Genomic DNA, 21,722 nt, shown 5'->3' on the forward strand with positions numbered 1-21,722 from the left:
TTCTTTTCTTTAATTTGAATTTTGATAAAAAAATAATAGTATCTTCAAAATTGATTCTCTTTGTTTTTTTATAAATGACTACTATTTATTTTTATGTTCTTTAATATAATAAAACCAAAAGTAATAATTAAAATAATGATGGTAATTTGCATAGCTAAAATTTGTTTAAGAATATAGTCAGTACCATTCATGTTTGATATAAAACTATAAACAATTTCTTTACCTAAAATGATGCTGAGTATTATACCTAAAAAAATTTTAACACCAGTATTATTCAATAAATGTTTCATAGTGTCACCCCATATCTACTTTTTACAATATAATTTTAACATCTCTATACTTATTATAAAAGATTTATCACGATGATGAAGAATATATGTATTATCAATGAAATGAAAAAGGGCAATGAAAATCATTCTTTGATCATCATTGTCCTTTTTGTAGACTATTGGATATTTATTTTGTTTCCGACGCTTTTAATATAATCTTCTATAATTATAAACATATCTTTCCCAGTATCCAGATAATGGGGCAGTTTTAACACATTGATCAGGATATTGTCCAACAGTTCCAGAACCTTCTCCAGAAGCATGAACAAAACTTCCACCACCAATATAGATACCAATATGAGCAACACCACTACCATAACTAAATGTAATGACATCACCAGGTTGTAATTCTGATCGAGAAATAGCTTTTCCACTACCAGCATATCCTGCAGCAGTTGTACGACCAAGACTCACGCCAGCTTGGTTATAAGCCCAATAAACTAAACCAGAACAATCGAAATAATTAGGACCATTTGCACCCCACCAATAACGACAACCAAGTCTTGTTAGAGCTTTTTGAGCAATGGCATTTCCTACGGCTGAATCACCTGGAACATATGATCCACCACCGCCACCGCCACTAGGAGCACGAGAAATCAATTCAGATAAAGCTGCATCAATTTTCTTTTGTGCAGAGGAAACTTCTTTAGATTCTTGTTGACTATCTTTGATTTTTTCTTGTTGTGCAGTTTTCAGTTCTATGTATTTTTCTTGTAAAGCTTCCTGTGATTTTTTCTGTGATTCTAAGTTTTCTTTAGCTGTTTCTAGAGACTTTTGTTGTGTGTCAAGATTTTGCTTTTGTTGTGTGAGTTCTTCTACTAACTCTTTTTCATAAGCTGTAATATCATTAACACTTCCTATACGTGAGAAGAAAGTTGAGAAATCTTCAGAACCAAATAAGAAATCTAAAACCCAGTTAGAGTTATATGTTGTTTGCATAACATATAAACGTTCTCTCATTTGTTCTTCTTTCTTTGCAATGTCTTTCTTTATTTTTTCGATTGATTTTAACATATAATCAATTTCTTTGTTTTTTTCATCTATTTGAGAATTTAAAGTTTCGATCTTTTTAGATACTTCATCAATGTTATCATTAGTTTCACTTAAATCATCTTTTGTATCTTGAATCTCTTCTTTTAAATCTTGATTTTTTTCTTTTAAATATTTGTTAAATTCCTGACATACTTTTTTATTAGAATTTGTTAGATTTGAAGAACAAATTTTAATATATTTATCTTCTTGTCCTTCAAAATCAGTCGCATGAACATCTATTGGAAATAGACTCATAGCAAATACTGAACAAAAAGCTAAAAAACTTATACCTAATTTCTTCATTCAATTAATCACCTCTGTAAAAAACATTATAACATAAAAAACTCTAAAAAAAATACCAATTCATAGAATTTATGAAAGTCAGTATTCATACATGTTTATATATTATAAAGCATATAATAGAAAGTCGTTATAACTATGGCAAATGTGGAGGCATTTTTTTTATAAGAACATATTGTATCTTGAGGAGGTGAGTTAATGGTTAAAGATGGTATTGATGTTTCACAATATCAAGGTGAAATCAATTGGGAACTTGTTAAAAATCATATTGATTTTGCAATTTTGAGATGCGGCTTTGGTCAGGATTTGCCTGGACAAGATGATCCTACTTTTAAACGTAATGCTGATGAATGTACAAGATTAGGTATTCCTTTTGGTGTCTACCTTTATTCATATGCCACTGATGAAAGGGCAGCATTATCAGAAGCTAGACATGTTATGAGGCTTATTCAAGATTATCAGATGGAATATCCTATTTATTTGGATTTAGAAGATCCGAGTATAGGAAGATTAACAAATGATCAAATTGAAAAAAATGCAAGAGTCTGGGCTGATGAGCTTGCTAAACATAATTATTTCCCAGGATTCTATGCTTCATATTATTGGTGGACAACAAAACTAACTGGTCCAACATTTAAAAGATATACAAGATGGGTTGCTCGCTATGCTGAAGAATTAGGAGTAGAAGGATTTGATATGTGGCAATATACGGATCATGGTTTTGTTGAAGGAATAAGTGTACCTGTAGATAGAAATCATTCATATCGTGATTTTCCAACAGAAATTAAAGCTGGTGGATATAACAATTTCAATGTTGAAACAAACCCAGAACCTGCACCAGAACCAGAAGTACCACAACAAAACTATCAGGTAGGAGATCATGTAACATTTAATCATGTTTTTATCTCTTCAGACAGTAGTGTTCCTTTAGTTCCATATATGAATCATGGTACTATTACAAGAGTTGTTCCTAATGCGAGAAATCCATACTTGATAGGAAATGGTCTTGGATGGGTGAATAATGAAAGTATTACAGGAACTCTCAGATATTTATCTCATCCAACATATCGTGGAGATTCATTGGTAGATGCTTTGAGTCAGATAGGAGTTGATTCATCTTTTGCATCGAGAAAAGATTTAGCACAAAAAAATGGAATTGAGAACTATACTGGTAGTGCCAGACAAAATTTAGAATTATTAAGACTCCTTCAAGAAGGTCGCTTAAAAAGTTAAGGTATTGCTGTAAAGCGATACCTTTTCATATTGTATTTATGTTTGTACAATAGTATAATAGAGGCGTTTTAAAGGGGAGAGTGAAATATAATGGTTTATGCCAAGACAAGAAATGAAAAAGAGTGGAAAAAACATATTACTTCGTTTATATGTGTACTTGCTGCTTCCATTATTATGTCTATCAATATAAAATCATTTGTTAGAGCAGGGGATTTGATACCAGGAGGATTTACTGGTTTATCATTATTGATTCAAAGATCATGTAGTGTTTTTTTTCAATTAGAATTACCATATTCTCTTATTAATATTTCATTAAATGCTATACCAGCGTTTATTGGATTTAAGATAATAGGAAAGAAATTTACAAGTTATTCAGTACTAATGATTGTTCTCAATTCATTTTTAGTCGATTTAATACCAGTCACACCTATTACATATGATCCATTACTTGTATCAGTTTTTGGGGGTATTTTAAATGGTATAGCTATTGTTATTGCATTATATGGAAAAGCATCAAGTGGAGGTACTGATTTTATTGCTGTCTATTTATCAAATAAATTAAAGAAACCATCATGGAATTTTGTATTTGGAATTAATGTTGTTATTTTAACAACAGGAGGTTTCTTATTTGGATTTGAAGCTGCCATGTATTCAATTATTTTCCAGTTTGTTTCAACACAAGTCATAGAAAGATTACATCGTAGAGATCATAAAGTGACTTTATTAATTATTACAAAAGATGGAGAAACAATTGGACAAGAGTTATTAGAATATACACATCATGGTGTAACACAATTTGAAGGACAAGGATGTTATTTAAAAGAAAATAAAACAATGTTATATACTGTTGTTGGAGCAGATGAAGTGAAAGATGTTGTTCATTTGATTAAAGCATTAGACCCACATGTTTTTATTAATATCATCAACTCTGAAGGTGTAACAGGAAGATTTTATCAAGAACCTATCGAATAAGAAAAGGAAGGTTTATATAGATTTCGTATTTCTATATAAATCTTCCTTTTTCTATTTCGGAACTATTTTGTAAATATTCATTTAAAAAATATTCAAAAATTTGAATGTGCAATTCTTCATCTTCAATAATACGATGCAAAATCTTTTGGATTGTTCTTTCTTTTATACAGGTTATTTGTTGCTGATATATAGCAATTGTATTTTGTTCTTGAATAATCGCATTTTCTAATAAAGATTTTAAATGACTAGGATAGACATTATATCCAGGTGACCAGTATTCTAGACAACCTTGCTGACAATCCCAAAGTCGAGGATCTGCACCTAAATGATAAGCTAAATGAGCAAAGATATCTAAATGATGCATTTCAACAATACTGATTTTTTCCATTGCTACAGATAATTCAGGCCAAACGTCTTTTAAAATAACATGATTATAAAAATAAAGACTAACAGCATTCATTTCCGAATAGAGTCCAGCTAAATTAGATAACATTAAAGATGCATATTGCGGATTTTCCTTTATATCAGTCATTTCTGGATAGGGTTTGTTGATAAAGTAATTCATAAAATAACCTCCATACTTCTACTGTATGAAGGTTATCTATAATTATTCTAATATTTTTTCAAAACCGATACGTAAGTCACCACTTAATAGAGTAATTTCTCCACATTGATGAAAACCATGTTTTTGTAAAAAACGTTGCATAGATAAATTATCTTCATGGGTATCAATGCGAATACTATGAATATGGTTTTGTTGACATTCATGAATAGCATATTCTAATAATTGATGAGCTATATTTTGACCCTTATGATTTTCATCTACAACAATGCGATGAATAACAGCATAAGGCTTATGATGAGTTAACCATTGTCCCTGAATCTTTTGATAAGTTGGCTCGTCTTCAATAGCAAAATACATTGTTCCAATAATATCATGATCTTCAATAACATAACTATTATTCTTTTGAATATCTTCAATAATATCTAAAGATTGAGGGTAGCCATCTTGCCATTGATCAATATTTTGTTGTTTAAAATAATTTTGAGCTTGATGAATAAGTGTCATAATTCTTTGTACATCATCAAGATGAGATTTTCTTATTTCCATGTTGTTCTCCTTAAACTATAAATGATGACATCATGATATTGAAAGTTCTTATAGGCATGTTCAAATAAGTAACCTTCTTTTTCAAAATGATTCCATTCTAAAACACGACATGATGCTTTATTTTCTACAAAGACTTCAGCATAAATTTTATGAATATGGTAACATTCAAAAACATGCTGACAAAATAAACGTACAGCTTGTCGCATGATACCATGATGAGCATAAAGGGGATTTAACCAATATCCTAATTCACAATTATGGACGTAAATATCATTATGCAAAGTTCCACCAATACAACCTACACAAATACCATCTACAACAATTCCAAAATCTAGACCATGATTTTGTAAAGAATGAGTAATAAAAGACATAGCATGATCTAATGTATATGGATAGGGAAAAGTATTTCTTAAATACGTACTAATACTTTTTTCATTAGCATGATATGCTAATTGACAGGGATCAATTTGATCTAAAGTTTTTAATTCAATAATCATAGACTCTCCTTAAGGAAGAGGCTTATCACTCGCAAGGTAAAGATCGTACCATTGTTGACGTGTTAAATGAATATCACACGCTTGGACCATTTCTTTTAAATGAGCAGGTGAAGTTGTCCCCATAATAGGTTGCATACAAGCTGGATGACGAAGTAACCATGCAATTGCAATAGCACTCTTTGTCACATGATATTCATTAGCTAGTTTTTCCATGACAGAATTAAGTTTTTCATAGTTAGGATGATCAATAAAACATCCTTCTGCCCATGATGCCTGTACAACACTCCAAGGTTGAATAGTGATATCATGTAAACGACAATAATCTAAAACACCACCATCTTTATCTTGAGCCCATGATTCTTTCATATTCATATTCATTCCTGAATCAATCATAACAGAATGTACGATAGATAACTGTAATTGATTAATAATTAATGGGTGTTGAGTATATTTTTGTAAAAGTTCTATTTGTAAAGGTGTATGATTAGAAACACCAAAATATTTCACTTTTCCACTTTCATATAATTCATCAAAAGCTTCAGCAACTTCTTTTGGATCACATAAGGCATCAGGACGATGCAATAATAAAATATCAAAATAATCAGTTTGTAATCTTTTTAAAGAATTTTCAACACTTGTTAAAATATGCTCCTTAGAAAAATCATAACGTTTCCCTGGAACAATTCCACATTTTGTTTGAATGATCATTTTTTCACGATATTCAGGGTGCTTTTTTAAAACTTCACCAAAAATTTCTTCTGATTTTCCTCCACCATAAATATCAGCATGATCAAAAAAGTTAATACCTGCATCTAAAGCAGTTTGAACGAGTTCTTCGACTTGTTCTAGGCTTTTATCAGCAATACGCATACAACCTAAAGCTAAACGAGAAGCCTTTAAATCCGTTTTTGATATTTGAAAATATTCCATAAATTATTCCCTCCTGTTGTTATTATATAAAATAATGATTATAATGTAAAAGAAAAAGAGGTGTTTCCATGTATCATATTGTTAGTATTATTGTGTATATCGTTTCGATTACTCTTGCTATGATTGGTTTAAGCTGTTTTCGCTTTGATCAATACATCAGAAAAGGTAAAGAAAGAGAATTTCATATTTTCTTTATTGTCACATCAATAGCTTTAGGTTATTTATTTGCATCTTTTATACTGGATTTTGGAAGTTTAAGTTTTCAATTCTAAATAAGAAGTTTTCAACATATATATGAATGATGAAAAAAATATATGTAAAACTTCTTTTTATATTTTCTATTTTATTAGTAATCGGTTGTTTTCATTATCAGGATGCAATGGTTTGGATTCATTCAAAATATCAAGTGAAAACAAAGGAAAAAAATGTACAAGTTCAAATGTCTGATCAGGTTGTATCCATCCCATTAGAAGAATATCTTATAGGAGTTATTGCCGGGGAAATGCCAGTCAGTTTTGAAAAGGAGGCGCTCAAGGCACAGGCAGTAGCCAGTCGAACTTTTGTATTATCAAGGGATTTAAAAGTTGATAATACAACCAATTCACAGGTCTATTTAGATGATGATGAAATGAAGAAAAAATGGGGAAAACAATATGCACAAAATAAAAAGAAAATAGAAGAAGCAATTCAAGAAACAAAAGGCGAAGTTATGACATATCAGGGAGAATATATTTCTGCATTGTTTTTTTCTAGCAGTAATGGTAAAACTGTTAATAGTGAAGATTATTTTACGGGAGAAGTGGCCTATCTTAAATCGGTTGATAGTCATTGGGATACAAGTATTGATCCTCATAATACAAGGAGTCAGACTTTTACCAAACAACAATTAGCCAATATATTTAATGTTGTTCCTGAACAAATCAAAATCACATCCCATACATCAAGTGGCTATGTTGACAAAGTCACTATTAATCAAAAAACATATACAGGTAGAGAAATCAGAGAAAAACTATCGCTACCATCTTCGTGTTTTCAAATTCAGTTTTCATCAAAAGGTTATACTTTTATTACGCATGGCAATGGTCATGGTGTTGGTATGAGTCAATATGGTGCTCAAGCTATGGCTTTAGAAAAGAAAAGTTATAAAGAGATTTTACATCATTATTATCAAAATGTTGAAATTGAAAGTATAGACTCTTAACTTTTGTTCATACTTAAGTTGAGGTGAAAACATGAAGAAAAGATCTTTTCATTATAAGAAGATATTAGGAATCTCACTAGCTTTAGCTTTATTTTTAGGTGGTATTGGGATTGTTCAAAATATTTTAGATGAACATACTCAAAATTTTGAAGATGAAACTGTTGTCAAAGTGGATGAAAATCAGACCAAAGAAAACAAAACTGAAGAAAAGAAAGTAGAAACTTTAAAATCACCGGTTAAAGATGGTATAGGGATAGTGAGATATTATTATGATAAGGATGATGATGCCACAAAGCAGGAACAGTCTTTAATATTATTTGAAGATGTTTATCGTCCTAATCAAGGTATTGACTATGCCAATAAGAATGAAAAATTTGATGTGTTGGCAGCTATCAGTGGTACTGTTACAAAGAAAACAAATGATCCTGTACTTGGCTGGGTTATCACTATTACCAATAGTGATAATATTTCTACAACTTATGAATCATTATCAGAAGTATCAGTAGAATTAAATAAAGAAGTCAAACAAGGTGATGTGATTGGTAAAAGTGGTGAGAATGTTTATGAAGCTGATTTAAAAAATCACTTACATTTTATTCTTCAAAAAGAGGATCAATTGTATAATCCAGAGAAATTTATTGGACAGACACTTGATATGATTAAATAAAATTTAGGTTCTTAGGAATCTAAATTTTTTTAAAATATTCACATAAATTTCATACATTTGGTATATTATCATTGAGGAAAAGAAAGTGTTTTGAAAAAGATAAAAATTATGTTGATATAGAAATAATTTTTTCTTGTAATTAATAGGAAAAATGATACAATAGAAATGCTTATAGGAGGAATGTTCAATGAAATTATCAAAGGAAATTGGTATTGACTTAGGAACAGCTAACATTCTTATTTATGTCAAAGGTGAAGGTATTGTTGTCAATGAACCTTCTGTTGTAACTATCAATACTGAAACAAATAAACCTATCGCAGTAGGAGAAGAAGCCAGAGATATGCTTGGAAAAACTCCAGGTAAATTTCAAGCTATTCGTCCTTTAAAAGATGGGGTTATCGCAGATTTTCAAATTACTGAAATATTATTAACTCATTTTATTAATAAACTTAACTTAAAAGGAGTTTTCTCAAGACCAACTATCTTAATTTGTTGTCCATCAAATATCACTTCAATTGAAAAGAGTGCTATTCAGGATGTTGCATTAAGATGTGGAGCTAAACGTGTTTATATCGAAGAAGAACCAAAAGTAGCTGCTATTGGTGCTGGATTAGATATTTCTAAACCATCAGGAAACATGGTTGTAGATATCGGTGGTGGAACAACTGATATTGCAGTTCTTTCATTAGGCGATATCGTTACAAGTACATCTTTAAAGATTGCTGGAGATAAAATGGATGCTGAATTAATTAAATATGTTAAAGATAAATATAAATTATTAATTGGTGACCGTACAGCAGAAGAAATTAAGATGACAATTGGTAGTGCTTATGAAGCTGATCCAAAAGAAGTAATGGATGTAAGAGGTAGAGATTTAGTTACAGGATTACCTCATACAATTCAATTGAATGCTAAAGAAACTCAAGAAGCTTTAGAAGAATGTTGTATGACAATTTTACGTTCTACAAAACAAGTTCTTGAACAAACACCACCAGAATTATCAGCTGATATCGTTAATAAAGGTATTTTCTTAACAGGTGGAGGAGCTTTACTTCATAACTTAGATAAATTCTTAGAAGAAGGATTAGGAGTTCCTGTATTTGTAGCTGAAAATGCTCTTGACTGCGTCGCTGAAGGATGCGGTGTTATGTTAGAAAACACTCAATATTTACAATAGTTAATAAAAGAGGCTGTAACGAAATCGCTTTTAAAAGTGAATGCGTACAGCTTTTTTATGTGAATTTTGAGAATAAAAAATGATAAACTTATGATATGAAAATGGACAATGATGATTATTGCCCATTTTTATTATGACTTAAAGATATTTGGTTGAGTTATTTTTAATAATGTCTTCATTGACAAAATCAATGAAATCAATCATAGAATATTATTGAACCTTAATTTTTAACTTTTTATAAATTAGGAAACCAAAATAACCAAAGATCAAGAATGATAAAATAGAATCAAACACAATAGCAATCATATTATTTGTTCCATTAAATACTTCCAATAATAAAGGTATACTGACTGCAAATCCCATTAATAATTCCCAAATACAATGAAACCATGATTTTGGAAAGAAAACAAAACCTATAAATAAAACAATCATTAGCAACATAACTGAATCATTCATAAACGAAAAGTGATATTCGCCGTTTTGCTAGAATAGTGCTAAAAGACCTAAAACACAAATTCATAAATTATTCATCTTAGGACTCATAAATTTCATAAAACCACCATCCATATCTTAGACTAATTCATCTTTACTGCGCATTAATTCTTCACTGCCATTTTGATAAGTTTGTATAATTTGCTGATGGTATTTTTCATATATGTTGATCATTTTTGTAATATACGGATTCACTATGTCTTGAATATTTTTTATATTTTCAAAATCTGAACTGTTCTGTATATTTGAACAGTCAACATATCTTCTAATCCAAAAATCATCAGTTTTGATAAATACATATATACTTTTTTTACCGTATATCCATAATGAAGTGCTACTCATCAGCTCAACTTCACATTCATATCCTTCATATTTCCAATTATATTCATGTTGTTTCTTATTATAATCATTTATATACGCTTTAGAATCTCTTTCTTTTAGAAAATAGATGTACTCTGTATCATCTTGTAATGAAACACCAACAGGTTCATTTTCCTTATTATAAATAAAATCAAAGCCATCATAATTCTCCACGAAATACGGATTATAGTCATTATATCCCCATAATTGTGAAAACAAAAATCCAATTATCAAAAGACTCATAAAACCCAAAACTATTATTATATGTTTTTTCATATTATATTTTTACCTCGACAAGCTTTATTCCCATTATCCTACTATTTTTTATAAGTTTTTTAGAAAGTTTAATCATTGAGCTATAACTCATAAGAGCTATATATAAGTTATAATCATCAAGTTTAAAATAGTAGAACTTATTTCTATATGAATAATTATTATTTTCCACCATAGTATTAGCAAAATCATCAATCAATTTATTTGAATCATAGAATTGTTTTCCATTGAAATGATATAATTAAATATTATGAATGGATACATCTTTTTCTAAGTATTCTTCAACTGAATGATTACAATATGAGTGAAATATACTGCATTGATCATTGTTATAAGAATATTCATAATATTATCAATAGTCATAGAGAAATTTTAATTATTTCTTCATACAATCTTATATGTCATTTTTACCTTTATTACTGTATCTATAATGGAAAGAATTGCCTTCTTTTTTCGTACCATCCTTTCTTGGCATATTATTCTTTTTCTATTTCAATTATACTATGATATATATATTGACTCAAATATAAAATCAATTCTATAAATAGTTTAAATATCTTTTATCATTTATAAAATATTGAAAATAATAGTTTTTTCTTTATCTGTAAAAAAATAGATTTTTTATATGATTTTGTTAAAATAGATGACTGAGGTGATAAAGATGGGGAAAAAGAAATATTTTTTCTTTGATATTGATGGAACTTTAGCTGTAGGAACACCAGGAGATCAATATGTTCCTGAATCAGCGAAAAAAACAATTAAAGAATTAGAAGCAAAAGGACATTTTGTTGCTATTGCGACAGGAAGAAGCTACGCAATGGCAGTCAATCATATGAAAGAATTAGGATTTAAAAATATGGTGAGTGATGGGGGAAATGGAATCACTATCAATGAAAAACTAATTGAAATCAAACCTTTAGATTATGATAAGTGTCTAGCGTTAATTGATGAATGTAAAGAAAAAGGATTCATTTGGGCAATATCACCAGATAATGAAACAAGACGTTTAGCACCAGATAATCGCTTTTATGATTTTACACATGATATTTATATGGATACAGTTGTTGAAGAAGGACTCGATCCAAGAAATTATGATCAAATTTATAAAGTTTATGTGGCTTGTTTTTCTCCAGAAGAAGAAAAACTAGAAACTCTAAAGGAATTACCTTGGTGTCGTTTCCATAAAGAATATTTATTTGTTGAACCAGGAGATAAATCAGTAGGAATTAAAGCTATTGTTGATCATTTTGGTGGAGATTATCAGGATGTTGTTGTTTTTGGTGATGAGAAGAATGATTTGAGTATGTTTCGTGATGAATGGACTTCTATTGCGATGGGAAATGCTATTGATGAATTAAAAGCAAAAGCAACATATATTACAGATGATGCTGATAAAGATGGGATTTATAAAGCATGTCAGCATTTTGGATGGGTGGATTAAATGAGTAGGAAAATTATATTTTTTGATATTGATGGAACATTGTTTTGTCCAGAGTTAGGACGTATTACTGATGAAGTGAAAAATGCAATTAAATCAGTTCAAAAGCAAGGACATTTATGTTTTGTTGCAAGTGGTAGACCTTATGGATTCATTGCTGAAAATGTAAAAGAAATAGGGTTTGATGGATATGTACTGGCAAATGGGGCTAATGTGAAATATCATAATAAAGATTTAACAGCAAGATATTTAAATCCAGAAAAGGTTAAAGAATTGACTGAGTGTTTAAAGTCTAAAAATATTGAATATATTTTGCAGACACCAACACTTTGTTATTTGAATCAGTCAAACCAATGTTTATTAGATTTCTATTCTCATTGTAATATAGATTTTCATAATTTATGTTATCAATATGATGAAGAAGATATTATAAAAAGAACAGTTAAAATGGAAGCATGGACAAAAAATCAGGAAGAGTTAGATTATGCGATTTCATGTTTTCAATCTTTTTCTTATGAATTGCATCCAGATCACCATAGCTTAGAAATTTATTCTAATGAAGTATCTAAGGCAACAGGTATATTAGATGTCTTACATGAATTAAATATTGATATTAAAGATAGTTATTGTTTTGGGGATGGTCCTAATGATGTAGAAATGTTTGAAACAGTTGGACATCCTATTGCGATGGGAAATGCTATTGAAGATATTAAACAAAGAGCAGAAATCATATGTCCAAGTGTTCAAGAAAACGGAGTAGCTATACAATTAGAAAAGATGTTTAATGAATAACTAGCTATCAAAGCTAGTTTTTTCATATTATTGATAATATAAAAAAGAGCAGAAACATTCTGCCCATAAAAATATCTACATAAATAATATCATTGCAAACATAAAAAGTAAGGATATACTGGCAACTAATAGTGCAAAGTTAAAGCCAGTTTTTTCGTGTACTTCATTTTTAATACCGAAAGCAAATGAAAACACAAAGAGAAAAGGTAAAATAAACCAGGTAAGATATATCAATGTATGAAAGCCATCAGTTTGAAAGAGTTCACTCAACATTGTTTGTATCCTCGTTAAGAAGTTGAACAAGAATTTGGTCTAATTCAGGTAGAGATCTTTTTAAAATAATTGGTCTACCATTTTGATTAAGAAAACAATGTAAACTTTTCCCAATAGCTACAATGTCATCATTGACTTTCATCGTATATTCTATTTCTAGACGTGTTCCCTTATATGCAGAAACCTTTGTTTCAATGTTAATAAGATCAGGGAAAGTCGTACTTTTTTTATAATCACATTGAATGCCTATAACAGGAGAACTAATACCTAATTCTTCCATCTTATCATAACTAAAACCAATATGATTTAAAAAATCAATACGCGCTTCTTCCATAAAACGAATGTAATTAGAATGATGTGTAATTTGCATTTTATCGGTTTCATAATATTGAACTTGATGTGTATATGTGTGCATAATCTAATCTATACTCCTTTACTTTTTTATTATAATGAATTTATTATATATATTCAAATTGATTTTGATAAAAAAGTTTAATATTTATGAACTTTATTTTAAAAATATGAAATTTATTGTTGCATTAGGGGTAGAAATATGTATAATAAAGTTGTTTGATTTTTTGAATTTAAAGTTTAGTATAGTGACATGGAGGTTTATATGGACATTGGAAAGAAATTGAAGGATTTGCGTATTAAAAATGATTTAACTTTAGAAGAATTAGCATCAAGAAGTGAACTCACAAAAGGATTTCTTTCTCAAGTCGAAAGAAATTTAACCAGTCCAAGTATCTCTACACTCGAAGATTTGTTAGAGGCACTAGGCACCAATCTTTCTGAGTTCTTTCAATCTGATCAGGAAGAAAAGATTGTCTTTCATACACAGGATTTCTTTGTGGATGAAAAAGACGAATATACGATTGAATGGGTTATTCCTAATGCTCAGAAAAATGAAATGGAACCAATTCTTTTAACTATTCATGGACATGAAAGAAGTAAAGAAATGGAATGTCATAATGGAGAAGAATTCGGTTATATTTTAAAAGGAAATGTCACTTTAGTTCGTGGGAATAAAAAATATAGATTAAAAGCAAAAGAAACATTCTATATGGATGGTAAAGAAAGTCATTATTTTATCAATAATGGTTCAAGTGATGCCAAAATATTGTGGGTCACAACACCACCAATGTTTTAAAAGAAGGGAGTATGATTATGGATAAGAAGAAGTTAATACAATTTCGTAATATAGTGAAAGAATTTGATGGACAAATTGTTTTAAAAGGTGTCAATCTTGATATTTATGAAAATGAGTTTGTGACTTTACTGGGACCTAGTGGTTGTGGAAAGACAACATTACTAAGAATTTTAGGTGGTTTTCTAGATGCAACTGAGGGAGAAGTTATTTTTGATGGAGAAGACATTAGTCAAGTTCCTCCACATAAAAGAGAGTTAAATACTGTCTTTCAAAAATATGCTCTTTTCCCACATATGAGTGTTTATCAAAATATTGCCTTTGGATTAAAAATTAAGAAAATGAGTAAAGACGTTATTGAACAAAAAGTTATGAAAATGTTAAAGCTCATTGGTTTAGAAGGTTTTGAAAATAAAAACGTTACACTTCTTTCAGGGGGACAACAGCAACGTGTAGCGATTGCCAGAGCACTTGTTAATGAACCTAAGGTTTTATTATTAGATGAACCACTTGGAGCATTGGATTTAAAATTAAGAAAAGAAATGCAATATGAATTAAAGAGAATTCAACAGGAAGTTGGAATTACCTTTATCTTTGTTACACATGACCAGGAAGAAGCCTTAACTATGTCAGATAAGATTGTTGTTATGAAAGATGGGGAAATTCAACAAGTTGGAACACCTCAGGAAATCTACAATGAACCAGAAAATAGATATGTCGCTAACTTCATTGGGGAAAGTAATATTATTCCAGCAGTTATGTTAGAAGATTATAAAGTGAAATTTGATGATATTGTTTTTGACTGTGTGGATTTTGGATTTAAAGATAAACAACCTGTTGATGTTGTGATCCGTCCAGAGGATATTGATATTGTCGATGTCAAAGATGGAAAAATGACAGGAGAAGTCTTAAGTGTTCTTTTTAAAGGTGTACATTATGAAGTTATGGTTGAAACTGTTCCAGGAACAAGTGTAACTGTGAACATGCATGTCATCAGAAATCGTGATGTGACATCTGAAAACGGAAAAGAAAAAATCAGTGCCAATGATTTCTATGTTGATATTGAAGATGTGAAATCATTAGATGATGCTGAAATTATTGCGCGTGCTGATGCACAGGCATGGAATCCTGAAACAGATGATTATATTTCTATCAGTAAGATTGATTATGATTTAAAAGAAGAAATTGGTGAATATGCAGTGACATTCTCGACTTCAAGTGGAACATCAGTAGAACGTAAGATCATTGTTGTGAATCAACCTGTTGTGAAGAATGAAAGAGCGAATGAAGGGGTTATGGCATTCAATTTCTTTAAGACAGTTGATGAACTTGATGAATCCGTAGCATTAGATACAGATTTAAAAACATGGGCAAATGCTCAAGGATGGAAATTGAATGATGAAGATGAATCTGTAGATATTTATGTAGATTATGATTTTGATCCTGAACATATTGAAGAAGGAACATATAAAGTCACTTTCTCAACAGAAGGTAGAGAATTAAAGATTCATACAACAGATTATGTGGAAGAAGGTAAAGAGGTCGGTTTAACATTCTTCCCTGAAGATATTCATGTCATGGAAAAGATGGGGTTCTAGAATGAAACGTTTTTCACAATTAGCATGGCCCTATATGATATGGGTGATCTTAATGATTTTATTACCAATGTTATTAATTCTTTTCTATTCATTAACAACAAGTGGAAATGACATCATTAACTTTACATTTACTTTGGATCATTTTAAAAAGTTTTTTACCGACCCAGACTTTTTACTTGTCTTATGGCGTTCATTGACGATTGCTGTGAAGACAACAATTATCTGTGTTGTCTTAGGTTATCCAGTTGCTTATTTTATTGCAAGAAGCAGTGATCGTGTTCGTAATATTCTTGTTTTAGCTATTACTTTACCAATGTGGATTAATATGTTAGTCAGAACATATGCCTGGATAGGAATTCTTTCTAATGGGGGTATAGCTCAAACAATTCTAGGTTTCTTTGGATTTAAAGATGTAGAGTTGTTATATACAGAAGGTTCTGTATTGCTTGGAATGGTTTATAACTTTATTCCATTTATGATTCTACAAATCAATACATCTTTATGTAAGATGGATAAATCATTATTAGAAGCCAGTGCTGATTTAGGGGCGAACAGAGTCCAGACATTCTTACGTGTCACTTTGCCATTATCTTTATCAGGAGTTGTCAGTGGAATAACACTTGTCTTTTTACCAGCAGTGAGTTCATTCTTTATTCCTAAACTTCTTGGTGGAGGACAGTTCTTCTTAATTGGTAACGTGATTGAAAATCAATTTATTACAGTTGGAGAATGGAACTTTGGTAGTGCAATCTCTATGATTATGGCAGTCATTATGATGATTTGTATGTATGCAATTAGAAAAATTGATGAACGTAATAGTGGAGGAGGGAATCAGGAATCATGAAAAAAGATAAGAGAATTATTGGTAAAATTTTAATGGTTCTGATGATTTTATTCTTCTATTTACCAATTGTATTTATGGTTATCTTCTCTTTTAATGAAAGTAAATCATTAACACATTTTACTGGTTTTAGTTTAAACTGGTATGAAAAACTCTTCCAAAATAGAGATATGATGGAATCATTATATGTCACAATTACAGTTGCTGTGATTGCTACAATTGTATCGACAATAGTAGGAACAATTAGTGCCATTGGTTTATCAAAATCAAGCAAGATTGTTAAAAAAGTCATGATGCAGTTAAATGATTTTCCAATTATGAATCCAGAAATTGTGACAGCTATTGGGTTGATGTTACTATTTATTACATTTCATATAGAACGTGGTTTTATGACAATGTTACTTGCTCATATTACATTCTGTATACCTTATGTTATTTTAAGTGTGATGCCTAAGATACGTTCACTAGATCCAAATCTATCTGATGCAGCAATGGATTTAGGAGCAACACCATGGCAAGCTTTAACAAAAGTTTTAGTGCCACAAATTATGCCTGGTATTGTATCAGGAGCCTTAATTGCCTTTACAATGTCATTTGATGATTTTATCATTTCATACTTTGTAACAGGAGGAGGGGTTAAAAACTTAAGTATCATGGTTTATACAATGAGTAAAAGAGTTAACCCAACAATCAATGCAATATCTACGCTTGTCGTAGTATTGATAACGGTAGTCTTAGTGATTATCAATGTAGTACCACTAATTAAAGCAAGAAGGGAGAAAAAAGATGAAAAAGTTATTAACTAGTTTATTAGCGGTTGCAACAATGTTTACTTTAACAGCGTGTGGAGGGGATTCAAATGCAGATAAGCCATATGCTGGACAAGAATTACACCTTTATAACTGGGGAGAATACATGGGTGAAAATTTTATCTCTGGTTTTGAAGATTTAACAGGCGCAACAGTCGTTGTGGATTACTTTGATTCAAATGAAGCTATGTATATCAAAGTCGCAAATGGAGAACCATATGATATTTTAGTTCCTAGTGACTATATGATTGAAAGATTAATTCAAGAAGATCTTATTCAAAAATTAGATAAAGATAAGATTACATGTATGGATGAGCTTGTTGATGCTGTCAAAGGATTACCATATGATCCAAACAATGAATATTCAATTCCATATTTCTGGGGAACAGTTGGAATTGTTTATGATAAAACAAAAGTGAGTGAAGCTGACTTAGAAAAAGAAGGATACAATATTTTCTTAGATACTAAATACAAAGGAGATATTTATCTATATGATTCTGAACGTGATTCATTCATGATGGCATTAAAAGCTTTAGGATATTCAATGAATACAAAAGATGAAAAAGAATTAGAAGAAGCTTATAACTGGTTAGTGAAATGTGTAGAAACAATGGAACCAGAAATCGTAACTGATGAAATTATTGATAACATGGCTCAAGGTAGAAAAGCTTTAGGATTGATTTATTCTGGAGATGCTGCTTATGTGATGAGTGAAAATGAAAACATGGGATTCTATATGCCTGAAACAGGAACAAACTTATGGAGTGATGCTATGGTGATTCCAAAGAATGCTGAAAATGTAGAATTAGCACATGAATTTATTAATTATGCTTGTAGCTATGAAGCTGCTATGGATAATTCAAGCTTTGTAGGATATACTTCTGCTAATCAGGAAGTTATGGATGAATTAGCAAGTGGAGATTATGAAGGAATTAATGCTTACGTGCCTAGAACTGGTAATGATAAAGATGAAGTTTTTGAATATGATGAAGCAACTCGTAAAATCATTTCAGATTACTTCAGTAAAGTAAAAATCGCAGCTTCAAATGCTCAATAACAATAATGAGAAGGTTGATACTATGTATTGATCTTCTTTTTTGTTTGAAAAATAAAAAAATAGACGTTTATATAAGTATCAATTGCATATAAAAAGAAATGACGACAAAGATTTAACATGTTATAATTTGAATGCATTGAGGTGGATGAATGAGAAAAGTTATTTTATTTATTGCGATGAGTCTAGATGGATATATTGCTAATCAAAATGGTGGAGTAGACTGGTTACAAGGACAGGACTTGAATCAGGAAACAAAAGATATTTATACAGAATTTATTCAAAATATAGATACAGTTATTATGGGATGGAATACATATCATCAGATTGTAACAGAATTATCACCAGATCAGTGGGTTTATTCTTCACTTCAAAGCTATGTCATAACACATAATCAAAAAGAATCAACAGAAAATATTCAATTTGTTTTACAGGATCCAAGCGATTTGATTAGGGAGTTAAAACAAAAAGAAGGAAAAGATATATGGATTTGTGGTGGAGCACAAATCATTCAATCGCTTATGCAAAATCAAATGATTGATGAATATCATATTTCTATTATTCCAATTCTTTTAGGATCAGGCATTTCATTGTTTCATACAGGATTTTCAACAATTCCATTACAATTAGTAGAATCTCATGAGGATAATGGAATATTGAACACAATTTATGTGCGTAGAAAAGAAACGGATATAAATGAGTCATGTGATAGAAAATGATTTTTTAGAAATAGTAAGGTTCTTATTTTATTGTATATATAGAGCGAGAAAAAGGAATGCATATAATGGAAGGAAGGCATAAAAATGAAAGGAATTATTATATATGGTTCTCACTATGGAACAACAAAACAATATGCTGAAGAATTATCAAGATTAACACATTTACCATTAGAAAACGAAGAAGATGTAAAAAATATACATGATGATTTCATTGTTTATTTAGGTGGATTATATGCAGGAGGAGTTAAGGGATTAAAACATATAGTTAAAATGATACCATCACAGACACAAATGATTGTCGTGACAGTAGGTTTAGCAGATGTTCAAGATGAACAAAATATAAAAAATATAAGACATGCTCTCCAACAACAATTATCACCAGAACTTTTTCATGACTCAAAGTTTTTTCATTTACGTGGAGGTATTGATTATTCAAAGTTAAACTTTAAACACAAGACTATGATGACTCTTTTATATAAGGTTACTAAAAATAAACCAAGAGAAAATATGACTGCAGAAGATCAAGCTATGGTGGATTCGTATAATAAAAAAGTTGATTTTGTTGATTTTCAAGCATTAAAGCCAATTGTTGATGAAGTTAACTGTATCATGCAAGGAGAATCGAAATGAGAAAAAGTTATAAAAAGAAACTTATAAAAATTATTGTTGCTGGTGTTGTTGCACTGGGTGGTTATCTCGGTGTTGAATTTCATCAGCAGACATATAGTGCTATCAGCATTGAAGATGTCCCAGAATATAGTGGGCAATCCTATGTGATTATTAATGATAATGAACCTTATTTTGATAAGGATAATTTAACAACACAAACATTTGAAAAATATAGTTCTTTAGATTCATTAGGAAGATGTGGTGTAGCTTATGCAAATATTGGTGAAGAAACTATGCCAACAGAAAAAAGAGGGAATATTGGAATGATTAAACCCTCTGGATGGCAAATTAAAAAATATGATTTTATAGATGGGAAATATTTATATAATCGTTGTCATTTGATTGGATATCAGTTGAGTGGTGAAAATGCAAATGAGAAAAATCTAATTACAGGTACAAGATACATGAATACAGAAGGAATGCTGCCTTTTGAAAATCAAGTGGCTGATTATGTACAAGAAACAGGTAATCATGTTCTTTATCGCGTGACACCTGTTTTTGAAGGAAATCATTTGGTTGCTGATGGTGTTTTAATGGAAGCTATGTCAGTAGAAGATCAAGGATTAGATATTGAATTTAATGTATTTGTTTATAATGTACAACCTGGTGTAAAAATTGATTATGCGACAGGAAATAGTCAACTTGAGTAAAAATTAATTGTCTTTATTTAAAAATGTTTCTTTATATTTATAGAATAAAACAATACCAGCTAAAACAGTTGTTATTCTGTTAGATATAATAATGATGAAATCATAAAGTATGAATCCGTAAACAGTCCATAAGATGATATGAAAACAAACCTAAAGATACCTGTGAAAGATTTTTGTAATGATGTAAAATGTTGTAATTGGTCATTTGGCTTTGATGTTTAATTAAACAATCAGCCTGTTGTCATTTATTGATTCATTTCATAGTATCACCTACTTTTTATTTTAACATATCATTATAAATTGTGAGAAAAAACTTATCTGATTTTGATTCATGATATAATAAAAGAAAAGGAGGAAAAAACATGTTTAAGATTTCAAATTTTACGAACAATAATGATGTTCAAATTATTCAAGAATGTGGACCATTTCAGGTTATTGAATATCAACGTGATTTAAGTGTTATGCCACATCATGCTCAAACGGCATATTTTTGTAATGAAATGAATATTCGAAAAAGACAAGTTATTTGTGATATTAATAAAGCAAATATTGTTGTTCAGGCAGGGGCAATGCAATGGATGGTTGGAAATGTTTATGCCACAACAGGATTAAAAGGTGTAGGAGATTTATTATCTAAAGCAGTTCGTGGAAAAGTTACAGGGGAAACAGCAATTAAACCAGAATATACAGGAGATGGAGTTCTAGTATTAGAACCTACATATAAACATATTTTATTGCTTGATCTTGATGAATGGAATCAATCTGTTGTATTAGATGATGGTTTATTTTTAGCTTGTGATGCAAAATTAAAGCATAAAGCTGTGATGCGTTCTAATTTATCATCAGCGACAATGGGAAATGAAGGATTATTTAATCTTGGAATAGAAGGTTCTGGTATTGTATGCTTAGAGTCAGAATGTCCACAAGAAGAACTTATTGAAGTGACTTTAAAAGATGATGTTTTAAAAATTGATGGAAATATGGCTATTGCATGGAGTGGAACTCTTGAGTTCAAAGTAGAACGTTCTGGAAAAACATTAGCAGGATCAGCAGCATCTGGTGAAGGCCTTGTGAATGTCTATCGTGGCACAGGAAAGGTTTTGATTGCACCAGTTGAATCAAGAAAATAGGTATAAAAAAGGATTGAAAACGAAACTT

Annotated in this window: 26 protein-coding genes; 17 read left to right on the top strand and 9 right to left on the bottom strand. The window is 30.1% G+C overall.

The features are described from left to right. Positions 1–68 precede the first annotated feature (68 nt). Positions 69–290, bottom strand: coding sequence for a hypothetical protein (locus tag E0K96_RS08690; protein ID WP_168082580.1), 222 nt, complete (start codon positions 288–290; stop codon positions 69–71). A gap of 186 nt (positions 291–476) precedes the next feature. Then, positions 477–1,664, bottom strand: a complete 1,188-nt coding sequence (locus tag E0K96_RS08695) for a C40 family peptidase (protein WP_168082582.1) — start codon at positions 1,662–1,664, stop codon at positions 477–479. 195 nt (positions 1,665–1,859) lie between these two features. Between E0K96_RS08695 and E0K96_RS08700 the strand changes: the two genes are divergently transcribed. Beyond that, entirely contained in the window at positions 1,860–2,894 is a 1,035-nt protein-coding gene (locus E0K96_RS08700; protein ID WP_168082584.1) for a glycoside hydrolase family 25 protein, read from the top strand. A gap of 90 nt (positions 2,895–2,984) precedes the next feature. Next, entirely contained in the window at positions 2,985–3,866 is an 882-nt protein-coding gene (locus tag E0K96_RS08705; RefSeq protein ID WP_168082586.1) for a YitT family protein, read from the top strand. Between the two features lie 31 nt (positions 3,867–3,897). Here the strand turns inward: E0K96_RS08705 and E0K96_RS08710 are convergent, their stop codons facing one another. The 4 genes from E0K96_RS08710 to E0K96_RS08725 are packed head-to-tail and all read right to left on the bottom strand — an operon-like array spanning position 3,898 to position 6,404. After that, positions 3,898–4,431, bottom strand: coding sequence for a ferritin-like domain-containing protein (locus E0K96_RS08710; RefSeq protein ID WP_087245771.1), 534 nt, complete (start codon positions 4,429–4,431; stop codon positions 3,898–3,900). A 42-nt stretch (positions 4,432–4,473) separates the two neighbouring features. Then, positions 4,474–4,977, bottom strand: coding sequence for a GNAT family N-acetyltransferase (locus E0K96_RS08715; RefSeq protein ID WP_168082588.1), 504 nt, complete (start codon positions 4,975–4,977; stop codon positions 4,474–4,476). After that, complete coding sequence (locus E0K96_RS08720; RefSeq protein WP_168082590.1) at positions 4,968–5,474, bottom strand: GNAT family N-acetyltransferase; 507 nt, start codon at positions 5,472–5,474, stop codon at positions 4,968–4,970. Before E0K96_RS08720 ends, E0K96_RS08715 begins: the two co-directional genes overlap by 10 nt. Before the next feature lie 9 nt (positions 5,475–5,483). Beyond that, a complete protein-coding gene (locus tag E0K96_RS08725) occupies positions 5,484–6,404 on the bottom strand; it encodes an aldo/keto reductase (RefSeq protein WP_168082592.1) in 921 nt (306 codons plus the stop codon). A 68-nt stretch (positions 6,405–6,472) separates the two neighbouring features. Here E0K96_RS08725 and E0K96_RS08730 point away from each other — a divergent pair, with 68 nt between their 5' ends. From E0K96_RS08730 to mreB, 4 genes are all read left to right on the top strand, one after another. Then, positions 6,473–6,676 carry a DUF1146 family protein gene (locus E0K96_RS08730; protein ID WP_087245779.1) on the top strand — a complete coding sequence of 68 codons (204 nt, stop codon included), beginning with the start codon at positions 6,473–6,475 and terminating at the stop codon, positions 6,674–6,676. 29 nt (positions 6,677–6,705) lie between these two features. Next, positions 6,706–7,605 (top strand): stage II sporulation protein D, encoded by a 900-nt coding sequence (gene spoIID, locus E0K96_RS08735; RefSeq protein WP_168082622.1) that lies wholly within the window; start codon positions 6,706–6,708, stop codon positions 7,603–7,605. Positions 7,606–7,636: 31 nt separating this feature from the next. Next, on the top strand, positions 7,637–8,272 hold the full coding sequence (locus E0K96_RS08740) for a M23 family metallopeptidase (protein ID WP_168082595.1): 636 nt from the start codon (positions 7,637–7,639) through the stop codon (positions 8,270–8,272). 187 nt (positions 8,273–8,459) lie between these two features. Beyond that, positions 8,460–9,449 carry a rod shape-determining protein gene (mreB, locus tag E0K96_RS08745; protein ID WP_087245783.1) on the top strand — a complete coding sequence of 330 codons (990 nt, stop codon included), beginning with the start codon at positions 8,460–8,462 and terminating at the stop codon, positions 9,447–9,449. Positions 9,450–9,659: 210 nt separating this feature from the next. Here mreB and E0K96_RS08750 read toward each other — a convergent pair whose 3' ends face one another. Next, complete coding sequence (locus E0K96_RS08750; RefSeq protein WP_168082597.1) at positions 9,660–9,905, bottom strand: hypothetical protein; 246 nt, start codon at positions 9,903–9,905, stop codon at positions 9,660–9,662. A 114-nt stretch (positions 9,906–10,019) separates the two neighbouring features. Further along, a complete protein-coding gene (locus E0K96_RS08755) occupies positions 10,020–10,544 on the bottom strand; it encodes a hypothetical protein (RefSeq protein ID WP_168082598.1) in 525 nt (174 codons plus the stop codon). A gap of 691 nt (positions 10,545–11,235) precedes the next feature. Here E0K96_RS08755 and E0K96_RS08760 point away from each other — a divergent pair. After that, positions 11,236–12,015: an HAD-IIB family hydrolase gene (locus E0K96_RS08760; protein WP_087304679.1), complete on the top strand. Its 780-nt coding sequence runs from the start codon at positions 11,236–11,238 to the stop codon at positions 12,013–12,015. Continuing rightward, a complete protein-coding gene (locus E0K96_RS08765; RefSeq protein ID WP_168082600.1) occupies positions 12,016–12,804 on the top strand; it encodes an HAD family hydrolase in 789 nt (262 codons plus the stop codon). Between the two features lie 262 nt (positions 12,805–13,066). Here E0K96_RS08765 and E0K96_RS08770 read toward each other — a convergent pair whose 3' ends face one another. Further along, a complete protein-coding gene (locus E0K96_RS08770) occupies positions 13,067–13,492 on the bottom strand; it encodes an acyl-CoA thioesterase (RefSeq protein ID WP_168082602.1) in 426 nt (141 codons plus the stop codon). 201 nt (positions 13,493–13,693) lie between these two features. On the opposite strand from E0K96_RS08770, the gene E0K96_RS08775 reads away from it, so the two are divergent. The 9 genes from E0K96_RS08775 to E0K96_RS08815 all read left to right on the top strand — a co-directional run bounded on the left by E0K96_RS08775 (position 13,694) and on the right by E0K96_RS08815 (position 21,694). Next, a complete protein-coding gene (locus E0K96_RS08775; protein WP_087244984.1) occupies positions 13,694–14,227 on the top strand; it encodes a helix-turn-helix domain-containing protein in 534 nt (177 codons plus the stop codon). A gap of 17 nt (positions 14,228–14,244) precedes the next feature. Next, positions 14,245–15,822 carry an ABC transporter ATP-binding protein gene (locus E0K96_RS08780; protein ID WP_087244985.1) on the top strand — a complete coding sequence of 526 codons (1,578 nt, stop codon included), beginning with the start codon at positions 14,245–14,247 and terminating at the stop codon, positions 15,820–15,822. 1 nt (position 15,823) lies between these two features. Further along, positions 15,824–16,666, top strand: coding sequence for an ABC transporter permease (locus E0K96_RS08785; protein WP_168082604.1), 843 nt, complete (start codon positions 15,824–15,826; stop codon positions 16,664–16,666). Next, positions 16,663–17,469 (top strand): ABC transporter permease, encoded by an 807-nt coding sequence (locus E0K96_RS08790; RefSeq protein WP_087244987.1) that lies wholly within the window; start codon positions 16,663–16,665, stop codon positions 17,467–17,469. The genes E0K96_RS08785 and E0K96_RS08790 overlap by 4 nt, the downstream gene beginning before the upstream one ends. After that, on the top strand, positions 17,450–18,529 hold the full coding sequence (locus tag E0K96_RS08795; protein ID WP_087297241.1) for an ABC transporter substrate-binding protein: 1,080 nt from the start codon (positions 17,450–17,452) through the stop codon (positions 18,527–18,529). Before E0K96_RS08790 ends, E0K96_RS08795 begins: the two co-directional genes overlap by 20 nt. A gap of 149 nt (positions 18,530–18,678) precedes the next feature. Beyond that, positions 18,679–19,245, top strand: coding sequence for a dihydrofolate reductase family protein (locus E0K96_RS08800; protein ID WP_168082606.1), 567 nt, complete (start codon positions 18,679–18,681; stop codon positions 19,243–19,245). Between the two features lie 84 nt (positions 19,246–19,329). Beyond that, entirely contained in the window at positions 19,330–19,875 is a 546-nt protein-coding gene (locus E0K96_RS08805; RefSeq protein WP_168082608.1) for a flavodoxin domain-containing protein, read from the top strand. Further along, the gene (locus E0K96_RS08810; protein WP_168082610.1) at positions 19,872–20,564 is read left to right on the top strand and encodes a DNA/RNA non-specific endonuclease; all 693 of its coding nucleotides are present in this window, start codon (positions 19,872–19,874) and stop codon (positions 20,562–20,564) included. Before E0K96_RS08805 ends, E0K96_RS08810 begins: the two co-directional genes overlap by 4 nt. 362 nt (positions 20,565–20,926) lie before the next feature. Beyond that, positions 20,927–21,694, top strand: coding sequence for an AIM24 family protein (locus E0K96_RS08815; protein WP_168082612.1), 768 nt, complete (start codon positions 20,927–20,929; stop codon positions 21,692–21,694). Positions 21,695–21,722: the final 28 nt, after the last annotated feature.

The organism is Massilimicrobiota sp. SW1139 (assembly GCF_012027715.1).
Taxonomy (GTDB): domain Bacteria; phylum Bacillota_I; class Bacilli_A; order Erysipelotrichales; family Coprobacillaceae; genus Allocoprobacillus; species Allocoprobacillus merdigallinarum.